General features: G+C 63.5%; 16 protein-coding genes. 6 read left to right on the forward strand and 10 right to left on the reverse strand.

Features of this window, described 5'->3' with window-relative positions; genetic code table 11:
* Positions 1-8: 8 nt before the first annotated feature.
* On the reverse strand, positions 9-635 hold the full coding sequence (locus FHW96_RS13280; protein ID WP_172341070.1) for a glutathione S-transferase family protein: 627 nt from the start codon (positions 633-635) through the stop codon (positions 9-11).
* A 120-nt stretch (positions 636-755) separates the two neighbouring features.
* On the opposite strand from FHW96_RS13280, the gene mtnP reads away from it, so the two are divergent.
* Positions 756-1,622 carry an S-methyl-5'-thioadenosine phosphorylase gene (gene mtnP, locus FHW96_RS13285; protein WP_172341071.1) on the forward strand — a complete coding sequence of 289 codons (867 nt, stop codon included), beginning with the start codon at positions 756-758 and terminating at the stop codon, positions 1,620-1,622.
* 42 nt (positions 1,623-1,664) lie between these two features.
* Here the strand turns inward: mtnP and FHW96_RS13290 are convergent, their stop codons facing one another.
* Both FHW96_RS13290 and FHW96_RS13295 read right to left on the reverse strand, forming a co-directional pair.
* A complete protein-coding gene (locus FHW96_RS13290) occupies positions 1,665-3,053 on the reverse strand; it encodes an aminomethyl transferase family protein (protein ID WP_172341072.1) in 1,389 nt (462 codons plus the stop codon).
* A gap of 28 nt (positions 3,054-3,081) precedes the next feature.
* Positions 3,082-3,777: an alpha/beta fold hydrolase gene (locus tag FHW96_RS13295; protein ID WP_172341073.1), complete on the reverse strand. Its 696-nt coding sequence runs from the start codon at positions 3,775-3,777 to the stop codon at positions 3,082-3,084.
* Positions 3,778-3,960: 183 nt separating this feature from the next.
* Here FHW96_RS13295 and FHW96_RS13300 point away from each other — a divergent pair, with 183 nt between their 5' ends.
* From FHW96_RS13300 to FHW96_RS13310, 3 genes are all read left to right on the forward strand, one after another.
* Positions 3,961-4,836: a methylenetetrahydrofolate reductase gene (locus FHW96_RS13300; protein ID WP_172341074.1), complete on the forward strand. Its 876-nt coding sequence runs from the start codon at positions 3,961-3,963 to the stop codon at positions 4,834-4,836.
* Positions 4,837-4,905: 69 nt separating this feature from the next.
* The gene (gene purU / locus FHW96_RS13305) at positions 4,906-5,778 is read left to right on the forward strand and encodes a formyltetrahydrofolate deformylase (protein ID WP_371815714.1); all 873 of its coding nucleotides are present in this window, start codon (positions 4,906-4,908) and stop codon (positions 5,776-5,778) included.
* 17 nt (positions 5,779-5,795) lie between these two features.
* Positions 5,796-6,188, forward strand: a complete 393-nt coding sequence (locus FHW96_RS13310) for a dihydroneopterin aldolase (protein WP_172341076.1) — start codon at positions 5,796-5,798, stop codon at positions 6,186-6,188.
* A 228-nt stretch (positions 6,189-6,416) separates the two neighbouring features.
* Here FHW96_RS13310 and FHW96_RS13315 read toward each other — a convergent pair whose 3' ends face one another.
* On the reverse strand, positions 6,417-7,283 hold the full coding sequence (locus FHW96_RS13315; protein ID WP_172341077.1) for a LysR family transcriptional regulator: 867 nt from the start codon (positions 7,281-7,283) through the stop codon (positions 6,417-6,419).
* A gap of 323 nt (positions 7,284-7,606) precedes the next feature.
* Here FHW96_RS13315 and FHW96_RS13320 point away from each other — a divergent pair, with 323 nt between their 5' ends.
* Together FHW96_RS13320 and FHW96_RS13325 are read left to right on the forward strand one after the other, a co-directional pair.
* Positions 7,607-8,311, forward strand: a complete 705-nt coding sequence (locus FHW96_RS13320; protein ID WP_172341078.1) for a CoA transferase subunit A — start codon at positions 7,607-7,609, stop codon at positions 8,309-8,311.
* A 3-nt stretch (positions 8,312-8,314) separates the two neighbouring features.
* Positions 8,315-8,950 carry a CoA transferase subunit B gene (locus FHW96_RS13325; RefSeq protein WP_172341079.1) on the forward strand — a complete coding sequence of 212 codons (636 nt, stop codon included), beginning with the start codon at positions 8,315-8,317 and terminating at the stop codon, positions 8,948-8,950.
* A gap of 56 nt (positions 8,951-9,006) precedes the next feature.
* Here FHW96_RS13325 and FHW96_RS13330 read toward each other — a convergent pair whose 3' ends face one another.
* The 6 genes from FHW96_RS13330 to FHW96_RS13355 all read right to left on the reverse strand — a co-directional run bounded on the left by FHW96_RS13330 (position 9,007) and on the right by FHW96_RS13355 (position 16,465).
* Positions 9,007-10,542 carry a DHA2 family efflux MFS transporter permease subunit gene (locus FHW96_RS13330; protein WP_172341264.1) on the reverse strand — a complete coding sequence of 512 codons (1,536 nt, stop codon included), beginning with the start codon at positions 10,540-10,542 and terminating at the stop codon, positions 9,007-9,009.
* Between the two features lie 89 nt (positions 10,543-10,631).
* Complete coding sequence (locus tag FHW96_RS13335; protein ID WP_371815715.1) at positions 10,632-11,828, reverse strand: efflux RND transporter periplasmic adaptor subunit; 1,197 nt, start codon at positions 11,826-11,828, stop codon at positions 10,632-10,634.
* 6 nt (positions 11,829-11,834) lie between these two features.
* Positions 11,835-13,265, reverse strand: a complete 1,431-nt coding sequence (locus FHW96_RS13340) for an efflux transporter outer membrane subunit (protein WP_253950946.1) — start codon at positions 13,263-13,265, stop codon at positions 11,835-11,837.
* Positions 13,266-13,485: 220 nt separating this feature from the next.
* Positions 13,486-14,415 (reverse strand): LysR family transcriptional regulator, encoded by a 930-nt coding sequence (locus FHW96_RS13345; protein ID WP_172341081.1) that lies wholly within the window; start codon positions 14,413-14,415, stop codon positions 13,486-13,488.
* Between the two features lie 67 nt (positions 14,416-14,482).
* Positions 14,483-15,361, reverse strand: coding sequence for an amidohydrolase (locus tag FHW96_RS13350; protein ID WP_172341082.1), 879 nt, complete (start codon positions 15,359-15,361; stop codon positions 14,483-14,485).
* Between the two features lie 42 nt (positions 15,362-15,403).
* A complete protein-coding gene (locus FHW96_RS13355) occupies positions 15,404-16,465 on the reverse strand; it encodes a 4-oxalomesaconate tautomerase (protein WP_305849699.1) in 1,062 nt (353 codons plus the stop codon).
* Positions 16,466-16,558: the final 93 nt, after the last annotated feature.

Consider the following 16,558-nt stretch of genomic DNA (forward strand, 5'->3'; position numbering starts at 1 on the left):
CTTTTTCGTCAGCTTGGCGGGATGAATTCCTGCTGGATCGCCTGAAATTCGGCGCGGGCCTCGGCGCGGGCGCTGTGGGCGGCAAGGGCTGGATAATCGGCCAGTGATACCAGCCAGCCATAGGCCTCGGACACAAAGCGCGCGACCACGGCCACGGCGATGTCATCATGGCCCGGCGCATCGCCATGCCACCAATCGTCATCGCGCGTGGCGCATTCGGCGTTCAATGCGGCCATGCCGTCGCGGATTTGCGCTTCGCTGCGCTGGGTGAAAAACGGATCGACCTCGCCGCCAAAGCGCCGCGTATAGAAATAGGCCACCGCCTTGTCGGCAACCGAGGTGGCCGTGGCGATGCGCTTTAACGCTGCGCGGCGGGCCGGGCCGGAAGCGGCGATCAGGGCTTTGTCGCGGTCATAGGCTTCGTCGAGATAATCGAGGATCGCCCCGCTCTCGATCAGCACTTCACCATCGTCGAGCACCAAAGTCGGCACCCGCTTCAACGGGTTGAGATGGGCGAATTTGTCGCCATCGCCCATCACCGAAAAAGGGCTGTGTTCGAAAGCCATGCCGTAAATCCTGAGCGCAATCCCGACGCGGCGGACAAAGGGGCTGTCAAACTGGCCAATCAAAAGCATGAGGATTTCCTTTCGGCTACAGACTGCACGGGCGCGCAACTCTTGGCAAGAGAAGCGAAAAGCGGTTTCAGCGCCGCCCGGCATCGGCTAGGCAGCGCATAAGACACAGGAGTTTATTCGATGAGCGCATGGCATATCGGGGTGATTGGCGGATCGGGTCTGGCCGAAGGGATCGGGCTTGAAGGCGCGCAGGAGATTACCGTCGAAAGCCCCTTTGGCGCGCCCAGCGGCAGCGTTACCACCGGCACGCTGGACGGCGTGCGCTTCACCTTTTTGCCGCGCCACGGGCCGGGCCATGCCATCCCGCCCAGCGAGGTCAATTACCGTGCGAACATCGACGTGCTGAAACGTTGCAGCGTGACCGATCTGATCTCGCTCTCGGCGGTGGGGTCGCTACGAGAGGAATTTGCGCCGGGCCATTTCGTTTGCGTGGATCAGATGATCGACCGCACCGAGGGCCGCGCGCGCAGCTTTTTCGGCAGCGGGATGGTCGCGCATCTGGCGCTGGCCGATCCGGTTTGCCCGCGTCTGGCCGAACTGCTGGCGCTCTCGGCGCATCATGCGGGCGGCACCGTGCATCCCAAGGGCACCTATATCGCCATCGAAGGTCCGCAATTTTCCACGCGCGCCGAAAGCCGGATGTATCGCGGCTGGGGCGCCGATGTGATCGGCATGACCGGCTTTCCCGAAGTGCGCTTGGCGCGTGAGGCCGAGCTGCCCTATGCGATGCTGGCGATGGTCACCGATTATGACGCATGGCGTGATGAGGAAGCGGGCGTTGAGGCCCATGAGGTCTTTGCCACGATGAAGGCCAATGCGGCGCTGGCCCGCGCGGCGGTGCGCGAACTGGTGCGCCTCTTGCCCGACAGCCGCGAGGCCAGCCCGATCGACCGGGCGCTGGATGGTGCCTTTGCCACGGCCCCGGCGCAGCGTGATCCGGCTTTGCTGGCGCGGTTGGATGCGGTGGCAGGCCGGGTCTTGCGCTAAAAAGGAAAACCCCCGGCCTTTGCGGGCCGGGGGCTTCAGGCATTACGCCTGACGGTTGCGCCAGCTGTCGGCATAGGCGTCGCGCGCCACTTCCGAATAGGGCACCGAGGCGACCACGGCCTTGATCTCGGTCTGGACATGGCGTTCGACGGTGGGCTTGCGCGTGCCGCCATCGGGTTCGCCCCACAGCAGCGTTACCTGCGTACCGGGTGTGGCGACGCTTTCGTCCACCATGGCCAGCGTCAGGAACTTGCCCTCATTGGCGGTATAGCCGATCCAGGTGGACAGGCCGACCAGCTTGCCGTCCTGAAGCACCTGATCGAAGGGGTGCATGGCATAGACCGCGCTGGGATATTCCATGAATTTGGCGCGGTCGCCCTTCGAGAGCGCCGAGGACTGGACGCGCATCACGTCTTCATTGTCCAGCGCCAGCGTCACCTTGCGGCGATGCGGGCCGGCGGCCTTGGCTTCCAGCGCCTCGCGACCGATGAAGTCATGGTCGAACTTCACAAACGGACCATAGCCCAGATCCCACGGGGTCAGGTAATAGCCTTCGATGCTTTCCGGCACATACGAACCGCCGATCGAGCATTTGGCTTCATAGGAGTTGGCGCTGGCCCATGCGCGGAAACCCTTCGAGCCTTCGCCTGTGTAGGTGGCGGGCAGCGGCGAGGGGATCCAGCCCGATTCCAGCGTGTTCGACGAATAGGTGCGGCCGCCGCACAGCGTCAGGCCAAATTCCTTGCCCGCATCGACCAGCGCGCCATGGACGGCGGCGTAATCTTCCCACGGGCCGAACAGTTCATAGCCCGGCTGGCCCGCCATGCCGTGACGCAGCGCGCGCACCTTGGCGCCGCCGAATTCCAGCGTGGTCATGTGGAAGAACTTGAGGTCCGGCGCCTGATAGCCCAGCGCCTTGGACAGCACGGCCATCGCGTTGGGCCCCTGAAGCTGGAAGCGATAGGACTTGCGCTTGCCGTCGGTGCGCATGGCCCAGCGTTCGTCGCGCTCGACCTTGACGTCCCACTTGCCGGTCTGGGCGTGATATTCGATCCATTCGATGGTGGGCGCGCGGCCCACCAGATTGAACAGGTTTTCAGCGAGGTAGAACAGGATCACGTCGCCGATGACATAGCCTTCGGCCGTGACAGGCACGAATTGCTTGGCGCGATCTGGCACGAAACCCTTGAAGCTGTTGATGCCCAGATAGTTGAGCATCGCGAAAGCATCGGGGCCCGAAACTTCCAGATCGACCATGTGGTACGACTGGTTGAACAGCACGGCGGTCTTGGCCCAAGCCTGCTGCTCGGTGCGCCAGTTAGAATATTCTGCCGGAACACCGGGATAGACATTGGGGCCGACCTGCGCGTTGCGCAGCAGCTCGACAATGTCGCCGCTGGCATCGAGGACGTCTTGCAGGCTCTGGGTCATCTTGCTCTCCTTATGTGGATCTTGGTTTTCAGGCGCGCTGGGTCAGCCAGCGGGCGATGATCTGGGTGAAGGCTTCCGGGCGTTCGATGGGCAGGAAATGGCCCGCTTCGGGCACGATTTCCAGCACGGCGCAGGGGATGGCATCGGCAATGGCGGCGGCTTGTTCGGGCGGGCTCCATACGTCCAGCGCGCCGGTGCAGGACAATACCGGCATGGTCAGCGTGGGCAGGAAATCCTCAAGCGCGGGGCGCGAGAGCAGAGCCTCGATCTGCGCCTCAAAGGCGGAAAGGCCCTGTTCAAGGCACATGGCGGTCAGCGGCCCGATCAGCGCGGGGCGATTGCCCGGCGCGATCATCGGCGGTAGCCAGTCGGCCACCAGCGCCTCCATCCCGGCTGCACGGCCCTTGTCGCGCAGGGCATAGCGTTTGTCCGCCTCGCCCGTGCCGACAGGATGCGTGCCGGTGGAAACCAGTGCGAGGCGTTCGACTCGATCGGGCGCACGGCGCGCGACTTCCAGAGCCACGCGCGCGCCCATCGAATGACCCAGCAGGGCAAAGCGTTCAGGCGCCTGCGCCAGCAACCTTTCTGCCATCGCGCCCAGCGAATCCATCACGCCCCAGCCAGGCAGCGCAACGGCCTGCGGCAGGGCGGCACATTGCGCGGCAAAGACCCGCGAATCGCAGATCAGACCGGGAACCAGCAGCAATGGGAGGTTTTCAGACATCGTATCCCACAATTTTCTCGTCCATGAAAAATTCATCTATACGAAATTATCGCCCTGCGCTAGAGGACACTTCAAGTTACACGCATTTCGTTTTAGTATGCGTCGCATACAAAATAACCGTCGGGGATGAAGCAGGCATGAAAGCCCCCATCGCCAGGCGCCAGAGAGAAAGGGCAGAGGACCATGGTGGCCATTTCGCAGATCCACCCCAATTGGGAACGCGCACCGGACGGCATTACCGACGGATTTTCCTTGGAAATTACGGCCAAGGATGTCGATTCGCTGCGCGCCGCGGCGCCCGCCATTCCGCCCGAAACGCCCATCGCCGTCACCTTCCTGCCCGGCGAGGAAGCGCCTGCGCGAATCGCCGCTGCCAAGGCTGTGCGCGCGCTGGGCTTTGAACCGATGCCGCATTTCTCCGCTCGCCGGATCACCAGCGAGGCCGAGTTCGAGGATTATCTCAACACTGTAGTGCAGGAAGCGGGCGTGCGCCGCTGCTTCGTCATCGCGGGCGACCCGGAACATGCCGCTGGGCCTTATAATGATTCGAGCGAGTTGATCGCCACCGGCCTGTTTGAAAAGGCGGGCATCAAGGCGATCGGCGTGGGCGGACATCCGGAAGGCCATCCCAACATGACCGAAGAGCAGTGCTGGGAGGTGCTGGCCCGCAAATGCGTCGAGATCGACGCGCGCGGCATGGCCCCGCTGGTGGTCACGCAATTCGGGTTCGATCCCGATGCGGCGCTCAATTGGCTCGCTGCCTTGCGCCAGCGCGGGATTGTTGCGCCCGTGCGCATCGGCGTGCCGGGGCCGGCGGGGATCAAGACCCTGATGCGCTTTGCCGCGCGCTGCGGCGTTGGCGCCTCGGCCAGCGTGCTGGCCAAATATGGCATTTCGATCACGCAATTGCTGGGCAGCGCCGGGCCGGACAAGCTGGTTGACGCGCTTGCCAAGGGGCTGAATGAAAGCCATGGACCGGTGCGGTTGCATTTCTATCCGTTTGGCGGGCTGGAAAAAACCGTGGCGTGGATCAACTCGTATCGCAAATCGCGCGGCTGATCGGCTGCGAAAAGGAATAAGCGCCGGTGCGAAAAGGTGCCGTGCGGGAGAGAGAAAGGATCAATGCAAGTGACCACGTCTGACCACGACACTGTTTGTACGCTGAGCCTGTCCTGTGGGGACCAGCCCGGCCTTGTGGCCAAGGTGGCGGGCTATCTGGCCGGACGCGGCGGCAACATTCTCGATGCCCAGCAGTTCAACGACCGCCTGACTGACCGTTTTTTCATGCGCGTGATTTTTGCCTTGCCCCAGGGTGATACGGCCGAGGAATGGCGTGCCCATTTCGGCGATCTGGCGACCGAACATGCGATGGACTGGCGCCTGCGCGTCCATGGCGAAAAGCAGAAGGTCGTGCTGATGGTCAGCAAATTCGACCACTGTCTTGGCGATCTGCTCTATCGTTGGCGCATCGGCGAGATCGACATGGATGTGGTGGCTATCATCTGCAACCATGACCGCAAGCATATCACCACCAGTCTGATCGGCGATCTGCCGTTCTATCATCTGCCGATCACCAAGGACACGAAGGCGCAACAGGAAGCGCAGATAAAGGCCATCGTGACCGAAACGGGGGCCGATTTGGTGGTGCTGGCGCGTTATATGCAGATTCTGAGCGACGATCTGGCGGGCTTCCTGTCGGGCCGCTGCATCAATATCCACCACTCGTTCCTGCCTGGCTTCAAGGGTGCCAAGCCCTATCATCAGGCCTATGAGCGCGGGGTCAAGATGATCGGCGCAACGGCGCACTATGTCACCGCCGACCTCGACGAAGGCCCGATCATCGCGCAGGACGTGGGCAGCATCAGCCACGCCCATGCTCCCGAAGACCTTGTCCGCAAGGGGCGCGACATCGAACGCCGCGTCCTTGCCGAGGCGGTCAAGGCGCATCTCGAGGACCGCGTGTTCCTCAATGGCCACCGCACCGTGGTCTTTCCGGGCTGATACAGGAGGCGGGGTGTATGGAAAGTGTGATCTCTTTGCGCCCCGCGCCTGTTGCGGGCTATGAGGTGGCCGAAACGGTGGTGCGTCTGTCGGGTTTCGAGGTGATGGCCGCCGTTGGCGTCAACCATGGCGAAATCGGGCGGCGGCAACCGCTGGTGATCTACGCCGAACTGGGCCTTGGCGTGGGCGTCATCGACCGGCTGGAGCAAACCGTCGATTACCGCGACATTGGCGCGGCGGCGGAACGGCTGGCACGCACCCACATCGACCTGATCGAGAGCTTTGCCCGGCAATTGGGTGAGGCTTGTCTTGGGATGGGGTCGGTTTTGTGGGCGCGGGTGCGGATTGATAAGCCCGAGGCTGTCGATAATGGGATGGCTTCGGTGACGGTGATGGTGCGGGCGGTTTAGGGTTTTGTTTTTAGGGTTTATGCCTCCGGCGGGTTAAGGGCGGTGGCCCTTAACAATCCCATTAATGGGGTTGCGCTACATGGATTGATTTAGGCCTACCCGCGAAGCGGCTTTATAGCCTGCGGCGCGGCAAGTTCACGCAACGCCGCACCAATAACGCAACATGGACAGTATGGGGATTGCAAAGGGACGAGTCCCTTTGCCCGCCGGAGGCAAACTTTTCCTCCACTACCGAGGATCAATCCGCAAGCCCGCCGCCCGCCTGAACAGTTCCAGCACCAGCGGATCACTCTCTTCCGCGCGGATCGCGGCCTGAAACTCGATCCCGCGTTTTGGCCGGGGCCAGACCTCTTGCAGGCGCCCACCCGCGACCGCCTCGCGCGTCATGGTTTCGGGCAGCAGGGCCATGCCTTGCCCCGCCGCGATGATGTCGATCAGCATCCGGGCGTTGTTGCAGGTGCGGATCGCAGGCAGGGCCTCGCCCGAGAGGGTTTCGAGCATGACCTGGTGCAGCGGCGACTGGCGGGGCAGGGACCAGAGCGGGGGCGTCGCGCCATCGCGCATCGCGTCAGCCGTCGTGGGCGAGGCGAGCCATTGCAGCGCCACCGCACCGATCGAGGCGGTTTGCAACCCCGGACTGGCCGCCGGCCCGGCCAGAAACACCAGATCACTGGTTGCACCCAACAAATCCTGCAGCAATTGCGCGGTCAGGCTGATCGTGATGTCCAGCGTGACGGCGGGCATGTCGCGCTCAATCTCGGCCACGAAACCGGGCAGGCAGGAGGCTGCCGCGATCTCGCCGGTGCCGATCCGCACGACGCCCCGCGCGCCTGCCAGATTGCCCGCCGCCAATGTGCGTTCGAGTGCCGCCCACAGTGGTTCGGTATCGCGCACCAATTGCCGCCCGCGCACTGTCAGCAGCATCCGCCGCCCCTCGCGCCGGAACAGCGGATAGCCGATCTGCGCCTCCAGTTCGCGCACGCGGGCCGAGATGGTGGGTTGGGTGGTGTTCAATCTTTCCGCCGCTGCCGCGAAGGTGCCGAGGCGCGCGATCCAGAGCAAGGTTTCGAGGTGGTAGAGGGCGATGCGGTTCATATGTTTTAGGTCTCTTTTGCCTCCGGCGGGCAAAGGGCGGGGGCCCTTTGCAATCCCGTTATGAGGTGGCGCATGGTTTGCCATAATGCGCCCTTCCGCGAAGCGGTTTATAGCCTGCGGCGCGGCCGTTTCACGCAACGCTGAACCCATGGCGCGACATTGACAGTATCGGGATTGTTAAGGGGCCCCGCCCTTTGCCCGCCGGAGGCACCTTAAAATACATCACCATCTTCTATTAATACCCCAAAAAAACTATCATTAGAACGCATCATTTTCCTTCGATACACTCGCCCCGGAATTTACCCCGAGAGAGAGGGAGCTGTATGGCGAGCAAGGTTTATCCCAGCGCAGAAGCGGCGCTGGAAGGGGTGTTGCGCGATGGTTTGCTGATTGCCAGCGGGGGCTTTGGCCTTTGCGGCATTCCAGAGCGTTTGCTGGATGCTATTCAGGCCAGCGGGGTGAAGGATCTGACCTTTGCCAGCAACAACGCGGGCATCGACAATGAGGGCATCGGCAAGCTGCTGCGCACGCGGCAGGTCAAGAAGATGATCTCGTCCTATGTGGGCGAGAACAAGGAGTTTGAGCGGCAGTATCTGGCGGGCGAGCTTGAGGTGGAATTCACGCCTCAGGGCACCTTGGCCGAGCGTCTGCGCGCGGGCGGGGCTGGCATTCCGGGCTTTTACACCAAGACGGGCGTGGGCACGCTGGTGGCCGAGGGCAAGGAAACCAAGGTCTTTGACGGCCAGGAATATGTGCTGGAGCAGGGCATTTTTGCCGACCTTGCTATTGTGAAGGGCTGGAAGGCCGACACGACGGGCAATGTGATTTTCCGCAAGACGGCGCGCAATTTCAACGTGCCTGCCGCCACCGCCGGCAAGATCACCGTGGTCGAGGTGGAGGAGATCGTCGAGCCGGGTCAGCTTGACCCTGACGCGATCCATCTGCCCGGCGTCTATGTTCAGCGCATCGTGCTGGGCAGTTATGACAAGAAGATCGAATTCCGCACCACCCGTCCGAAGGAGGCCTGAGCCATGGCATGGACCCGCAATGAAATGGCCGCCCGCGCCGCGCGTGAGCTTCAGGACGGCTTTTATGTGAACCTTGGCATCGGCATTCCGACGCTGGTGGCCAATTACGTGCCTGAAGGGCTGACCGTGACGCTGCAGAGCGAGAACGGGATGCTGGGCATCGGCCCGTTCCCCTATGAGGGCGAGGAAGACGCTGACCTCATCAACGCGGGCAAGCAGACGATCAGCGAACTGCCCCATTCGGCCTATTTCGACAGCGCGCAGAGCTTTGCCATGATCCGTGGCGGGCATATCGACCTGACCGTCCTTGGCGCGATGGAAGTGTCCGAAGGCGGTGACATCGCCAATTGGATGATTCCGGGCAAGATGATCAAGGGCATGGGCGGTGCGATGGATCTGGTCGCGGGCGTCAAGAAGATCATCGTCGTGATGGAACATTGCGCCAAGGATGGCAGCCCGAAGTTCATCCCCTCCTGCACCTTGCCGCTGACGGGGCGTAATGTGGTGGACATGATCGTAACCGATCTGGCCGTGTTTGCCCGCCCGGATCACAGCGGTCCGTTCAAGTTGGTTGAACTGGCCCCCGGCGTGACGGCGGAGGAAGTGCGCGCCAAGACCAGCGCGCATTACACCGAATAAGGCGCTTTCAAACGCCATAAAAGAGGCCGGGGCGGATCACTGCCCCGGCCTTTTCTTTAGTCCACTACCACCGCGCCACCCTGCGGCGGCGCAGGCTTACGCGTACACCACAGCAGCGCCAGCATCGCCACACAGCCCATCCCGGCAAACCAGAAGATGTCGAGCGAGGACATCAGATAGGACTGGTTAACCACCTGGCCGGTCAGCGCGCCGGTGGCCTGCGCCTTGCTCATGCCGATGGTCTGCAAATGGTCCATCGCTTGCACATAGGCCGGATTGGACGGATTGGCGGCCTCGACCAGACGGCTCTGGTGCAGGACCTCGCGCCGGTCCCAAAACGTCGTGGTGATCGAGGCGGCAAAGGCACCCCCGGTGATGCGGGCAAAGTTCGAAATGCCCGTGGCCGAGGGGATGCGATGCGGCCCCAGTCGGTCAAACGACAGCGTGGTCATCGACATGAAGAACGTGCCCATCGCCGTGCCCTGAACGATCGAGGGCAGGATGAAGTGCCAAAGATCGGTATCGGGGGCAAAGCCGGTGCGCATCATATAGGACGCGGCAAAGGCCAGCAGCGCATAGGTGGCGACATAGCGCAGGTCGATGGTGCCCGCCGCCCGCGCCACAAAGGGCGCCAGCAAAAAGGCCACCATGCCGGCCGGCGCCGACACCAGCCCCGCCCACGTCGCGGTATAGCCCTGTTGCGTTTGCAACCAGAGCGGCATCAGCAGGTTGCTGGCAAAGAAGAAGCCGTAGCCCAGACAGAAGCACAGCGTACCGATGGCAAAATTGCGGCTCTTGAACAGCGAGAGATCGACCGCAGGATGCTCCTCGGTCAATTCCCAGATCAGCCAGGCAAGGAACGCCACCACCGCGACAGCCGCCAGCACGCAGATGAAGGTCGAATTGAACCAGTCCTCATCCTTGCCAAGGTCGAGCACGACCTGAAGCGAGCCCACCCACAGGATCAGCAGCGCTACGCCGCCCCAGTCAAAGGGCAGCTTGACCGGCGGCGTGTTATAGGCCCGCATCCGCGCCATCAGCACGCCAACGGTGATGAAACCCACCGGCACGTTGATGAGGAAGATCCAGCCCCAATGATAATTGTCCGAAATATAGCCGCCAAGGATCGGCCCCAACACCGGCCCGACCAGCGCGGTCATCGACCAGATCGACAGGCCCACGGTGCGCTTTTCGGGGGGGAAGATCGCCAGCAACAGAGCCTGACTGCCCGGAATCATCGGACCCGAGACCGCGCCTTGCAACAGGCGGAACAGGATCAGTGAGGGCAGCGACCATGCGATCCCGCAAAGGAACGAGGCCAGCGTGAAGAGCGCCACCGAGGCGATAAACGTGTTCACCACGCCAAAGCGCCGCATCAGCCACCCGGTCAACGGCACGGTCACGCCATTGGCCACGGCAAAGGCGGTGATCACCCATGTCGCCGTGCTGCTCGCTTCGCCCAGATTGCCCGAGATCGTGTTGAGCGCCACATTGGCGATGGTGGAATCCAGCACCTGCATGAAGGTGCCCAGCGCCAGTGCAAAGGCGGCGGAAAACAGCGCAAAGCCATGCAGCGGCGGCGGCGTCGCCATAGAGGAGGAGGGGCTTTCATCCTCTTCCTCAACGGTGAATTCGCTCGCGTCCAGATCTTGCGAGGGGGATTGGCTCATGACATTTGCCTTCAGCGACCTGCGTTGACCGCGATGATCCGGCGGATGCGGGCCTCGACCTCGGGGCTGACGGTATCGACCGGCTCGCTGGCCTGCGCCACGGCGGGGATCGCGGTCACGGGCTGCCCGGTGCCTTGCGAGGTGTCCACCTCGACATTGACCGACAGACCAAGGCGCAGCGGATGCGCGTCCAACTCCTTGGGATCAAGCGCGATGCGCACCGGTACACGCTGAACCACCTTGATCCAGTTGCCGCTGGCGTTCTGCGCGGGCAGCAGCGCGAAGGCCGCGCCCGAACCGGCCGACAGGCCGATGACCTTGCCGTGGAACGTCACCTTCTTGCCATAGGCGTCGGAATGCAGCGTGGCGCTTTGCCCGATGCGCAGATTGGCCAGTTGCGTCTCGCGGAAATTGGCGTCCACCCAGACCTTGCTCAGCGGTACGACCGACATCAGCGGTGCGCCGGGGGCGACCTGCTGACCGACCTGCGCGGCGCGCTGGGCCACGACGCCATCGACCGGCGAGGAAAGATGCATATGCGAACGCATGATGGCCGCGCGCCTGACCGCCGCGATCGCGGCCAGCACCGCCGGATTGCCCGCCACATCGGTTCCGCCCACGGTGCTTTCGGCATCGGCGCGATGGCTGCGGGCAAGGTCGAGATTGGCCTGCGCCAAGCGCACGGCCTCGCCGGCATGGGCGACTTCTTCGGCGGAAATTGCGCCTGAGGAGACAGCCTTTTCGCGGCGCGTCAGATCGTTCCTGGCGGCGGCAAGGCGAACCTCTGCCTGCGCGATTTCGGCCTCGGCGGTGCCCACCTTGGTAAAGCCCGAACGCACCGTGCGCGCCGCGCGGGCCAGTTCGGCCTCGGCCGCGGCCAGTTGCGCGTCCGCCAGCGCCGGGTCCAGATCGACCAGCGGTTGACCCACCTTCACGCCCTGCGTGCTTTCGGCATGGACCGCGATGACGGTGCCGGGATCGCGCGCGGTGATCTGGGTGATGTTGCCCGCGACATAGGCGTCATCGGTTTCCTCGCTGGCCGCGCTCATCATCACATAGGCGCCGTAACCGGCCGCCCCGATCAGCGCCGCCACGCCCAGCATCAAAAGACCTTTGCGGCGGGCGGCGTTCTTGGCCGAAGGAGGGCTGTAGCTGTCGGCCATGGCAGGGGCATTGTCCTTGTCGAAAGAATGGTTTTGCTGGTTCATGGCGAATTACTTTCCGGCCGGGGCAGCTGCGCCCGCCTGCTGATCGGGGATCGGGGCAAAGCCGCCGCCTAGCGCGATCAGCAACTGAATGCGTTTGACGGCCCCATCGGCGGCCAGATCGACCTGCGCCTGACGCGCGCTGAGCAGGCGTTCGCCTGCGCTGAGCACGTCCAGATTGGTCGAGAGGCCCGATTGCAGCCGCACCTTGTCGAGCGATACGGTCTTTTCCAGCCCGGTGAGGATCTCGGCCTGCTGGCGCGCATCTGCCCGGTTGGTCTCCACGCTCGAAAGCGCATCGGCCGCCTCGCGCACCGCGCCCACCACGGCCTTGTTATATTGGGCGATGGCAATGTCGGCGCCCGCCACGGCCTGACGATATTGCGCGCGGATTGCCCCGCCCGAAAAGATCGGCAGATGGATGGCCGGGCCAAACCCGCCGGTCAGCGCGCTGCCGGTGAAGAGTGAACCGATGCCCAGCGCCTGCGCACCCACAAAGGCACGCAGATTGACGTTGGGATAGAAATCGGTTTTGGCGATCTTTTCCCCCGCCATCGCCAATTTGACCTGTTCGCGCGCGGCCAGCAGATCGGCGCGGCGCGCGAGCAGGTCGGCGGGCAGGGTTTCGGGCACGGGCAGCGCCTTGTCCAATGCCAGCGTGGGCGTGGTCAGATTGGCGCCATAGTCAGGCCCGCGCCCGGCCAGTGCGGCCAGTGCGTGAACCGCCAGCGCCCTTGCGCCCAGCGCGCGGGTCAGCGCCTGTTCGGCTTCCGATTGCAGTGTGCGCGCGCTGGCGATGTCGAATTCATTGCCGAGGCCCGCGTCGCGTCGCCCTGTCACGATCCGCAGCGAGGCCGAGCGCGAGGCGACAAACTCGCGTGCGATCCGGGCCTGGGCCTCGGCACGGGCGAAATTCACATAGGCCTGCGCGACATTGCCCGCCAGCGCCACGCGGGCGGCGGACAATTGCAGTTCGTTGGCATGGGTATAGACCTTGGCGGCCAGCACCAGTTCCTTTTGCCGCCCGGCCAGATCCAGCGACCAGTCCAGATTGGCCTGCGCATTGGAGATCCACGTCCACGATCCGCCCAGCGGCGCGGGATAGATATAGCGGTTCGACAGGCGCTGATCCATGGCTGAGGCGTCCGCCGAAACCTGCGGCAACAGGCCCGAACGCGCCGAGGCGATCAGGCTGCCCGCCATGCGCAGCCTAGCGGCCGCTTCATCGAGCGAAGGATTGCCCGCCAGCGCGTCGGCCATGATGCGGTCAAGCTGGGGGTCGCCCAGCGCCTGCCACCAGTCGGCGGCGACCGGAACCGGCGCGGCATTGGTAAGCCCCAGATCGGCGGCTTCGCGCGGTTTCAACTGCGGCTTGTCATGGGGCAGGCTGGCGCAACCGGCCAGCATCGGCCCGGCCAGCAGGGACAGAGTCAAAGCCATGGCCATCTTTGCCGATGCCCGCGGCTTTGTAAGGGCTTGAGTCATGGGTAGCTTTCGTTCCTCTTCCTGACGGTTTTCCGAGAGCCGACAGAAAGTTTTGCAAGGGCGGGCCATAGGCGGCCCGTCCTGATACTGACAATTGTGTTATAGTGCAGTGCAGCGTCAAGGATTATCCGCCCATGCGGCATAATAGTGTTTCTCAATTGACTATAATCGCGACTTAACCCTTGGGCACATTGGTCCATTTGGGCAGGGTCAGATGCGGGCGCAGAAAATCGAGCAGTGCGCGCACCCGCGCCGGACGCGCCCGGCCCGGCGGCGTGATCAGATAGAGCGGGCCGGGCGGGGTGCTCCATTCTGGCAGCAATTCGACCAATCGTCCCGCGCGAATATGATCCCACACGAAATATTCGGCCATCAGCCCGATGCCCACCCCCGCCACCAGCGCGGGCACCAGCGCATCGGCATGGTTGGCGCGATAGCGGCCATTGACGCGCACGGTTACCGGGTCCTCATCACCGCGCGCGAATTGCCATTCGTGGCTGTTGGCGATGTGGCTGGGCAGAACGGCGGGATAGCGGGCCAGATCCTGCGGTGACTGCGGCATGCCCAGCCGTTCGAGCAATTCGGGCGCGCCCACCAGCGGGCGGCGCAGCGAGGAGAGGCGCACCGTACGCAGGCTGGCGGAATCGCCGTCCAGACCGACCTGAATGGCCGCATCGAACCCCTCGGCCACCAGATCGACCCGGTTTTCGGTCAGCACCAGATCGACCTCGATTTCCGGATTGGCCTTGAGAAATTGGGGCAGGACCGGCGCGATCACTTCAACGCCCACCGCGCTGATCGAGGCGATGCGCACAAGGCCGCGCGGGGTGGCGGCTTCGTCCAGAATGTCGGCCTCGATCGCCGCGCCGTCGATCAGAATGCGCGCGGCGCGTTCCAGCGCGAGGCGGCCCGTTTCGGTCAACGACAATTTGCGGGTGGTGCGGTGGAAAAGGCTGGCGCGCATCCTTTGTTCCAGCCGGGTGACGGCCTTGGACACGGTGGTCTTGGCCAGGCCCAGTTGCTCGCCCGCGCGGCTGAAGCTGCCGCATTCGGCCACTTTGGCAAAAATGGCCCATGCTTCAAGATCGGGGAGCGAATGCGGCATGGCGCTCTTTTGCCCCATGCGCGGAAGAAGGGGAAGGGGGCTTTGCGCTCGCCTCCCCCTCAGACCATCAGAGTTCTTCGGGCCAGTAAAGGCGCATCGGGTTGGTCACGAGCAGCTTTTGCTGAAGCTGCGCCGTGGGCGCGATGCGCGGGATCATGTCGACGATGTGGCCATCGTCGGGGATCGCCTTTTCCATGTTCGGATGCGGCCAATCGGTGCCCCAGATGCAGCGGTCCGAATAATCGGCCACCAGCGGCGCGACCGCGCGGGCGAAATTGTCCCACGGATCGCCGGCGGTCATATCGAGACGATCCGGGCAGGTGGGCTTGAACCAGATGTCGGGGCGAGAGTCGAGCAGGCTGCGGAAGGCCTTCATGTCGGCGCCATCGGGGCCTTGGGTCACATCGGGGCGGCCCATGTGATCGACCACCACAAGACGCGGCAGGGCGGCGATAAAAGGGCGCATCTCTTCAAGGATGTCGGCTTCGAAATAGATGACGATGTGCCAATCCTTGGGCAGGCGATGGGCCACTTCAAGGAACTTGTCCTTGGGCGCGTCATCGACCAGACGCTTGAGGAAGTTGAAGCGGATGCCGCGCATACCGCCTTCGTGCAGAGCCGCGATGTCCTCGTCGCTGATCGCCGGATCGACCACGGCGACGCCGCGTGCTTTCCCGCCCGAGACGGCAATGCCGTTGAGCGTGGCGGCATTGTTGGTGCCATGGCATGAGGCCTGAACGATCACATTGCGCGAAAAGCCCAGATGGTCGCGCAGGGCGAACAGCTTGTCTGGACCAGCGTCTTCTGGAAGATACTTCGCCTTGGGGCTGAAAGGAAATTCCGCCATCGGGCCAAACACATGGCAATGCGCGTCAATCGCGCCCGGCGGCGGGGTATAGGTCGGCTTGGACGGGTTGCCGTGCCAACTGGTGATACGTTCAGACATTATTCTCTCCTGTTCAGCCGAACACGATGTGTGTGAATGTGTTCATCCGAACACGATGCCATCAAAAAGCTTGCGCGCGGTGCGCAGCAGGGCGGCGGTCTTCACATCGCCCGCTTCGTCAGTTTCCAGCACGCAGGTCATCTCGCCGGTGGGATGCTCGACCGACAGGGTCTTGCGCGCGCCTTCGGGGATCTGCGCTACCTCCGCGGCTGGCGAGCCCTTGAGCAGGCAGGCCGTGGCCACACTGACCGCGCCCAGAACGCCGATCGTGGCATGAGCGCGATGGGGGATGAAACTGCGCACAGTGACCGCGCCGCCATGCTTGGGCGGGGCCACGAGCATCATCTTGGGGACGGACTTTTCCTTCACATCTCCAAGGTTCATCCTCTCGCCCACGACCAGACGGATAGCCTCGATCCGGGCCTTGAGTTCAACATTGGCGTCCAGCCAGTCGCGGTCTTCATAGCCGGTGATGCCGACGTCCTCGGCCTTGAACACAACGCAGGGCATGCCATTGTCGATCAGCGTAACGCGTACGCCATTGACCTCGTCGGCCGTGTTGCCCGTGGGCAAGAGCGCGCCGCAGGACGAGCCGGCCGTGTCGCGGAACTCGAGAGGCACGGGGGCATGGCTGCCGGGAACGCCGTCGATCTTGGCCTCGCCCTTATAGGAAACCTTGCCGCCCGGCGTCTGGACCGTGGCCACGGCCACCTGCCCGGTGTTCTCCATGAAGATCGCCACGCGGGTTTCGTCGCCGGTGGCGGGGATCAGCCCGCGTTCAATCGCGAAAGGCCCCACACCAGCCAGAATATTACCGCAATTCTGCGCATCCGTCACAATCGCCTGATCAACGAAAACCTGCAAAAACAGATAGTCAACGTCGATGCCGGGGCGCTCGGATTTGCTGACGACCGCAACCTTGCTGGTCAGCGGATCAGCCCCGCCCATACCGTCGATCTGCACCGGATCGGGCGAGCCCATTACGCCCAGCAGAAACGCATCGCGCGTGACGGCGTCGGTGGGCAGATCGGATTTCAGGAAATAGCCGCCCTTGCTGGTGCCGCCGCGCATCCACATACAGGGGGAGGAGAGGTTGGTGGGCATGGGATTGGTTCCTAATAGATAAGCAAGAAATGCGAGGGGCTAGACCCTCGCGCTCCCGCTATGTTGCGCCAAGGGTTCGGCCTTGGGTGCCGG

This window comes from Novosphingobium sp. SG751A, from assembly GCF_013149295.1.
Classification (GTDB): domain Bacteria; phylum Pseudomonadota; class Alphaproteobacteria; order Sphingomonadales; family Sphingomonadaceae; genus Novosphingobium.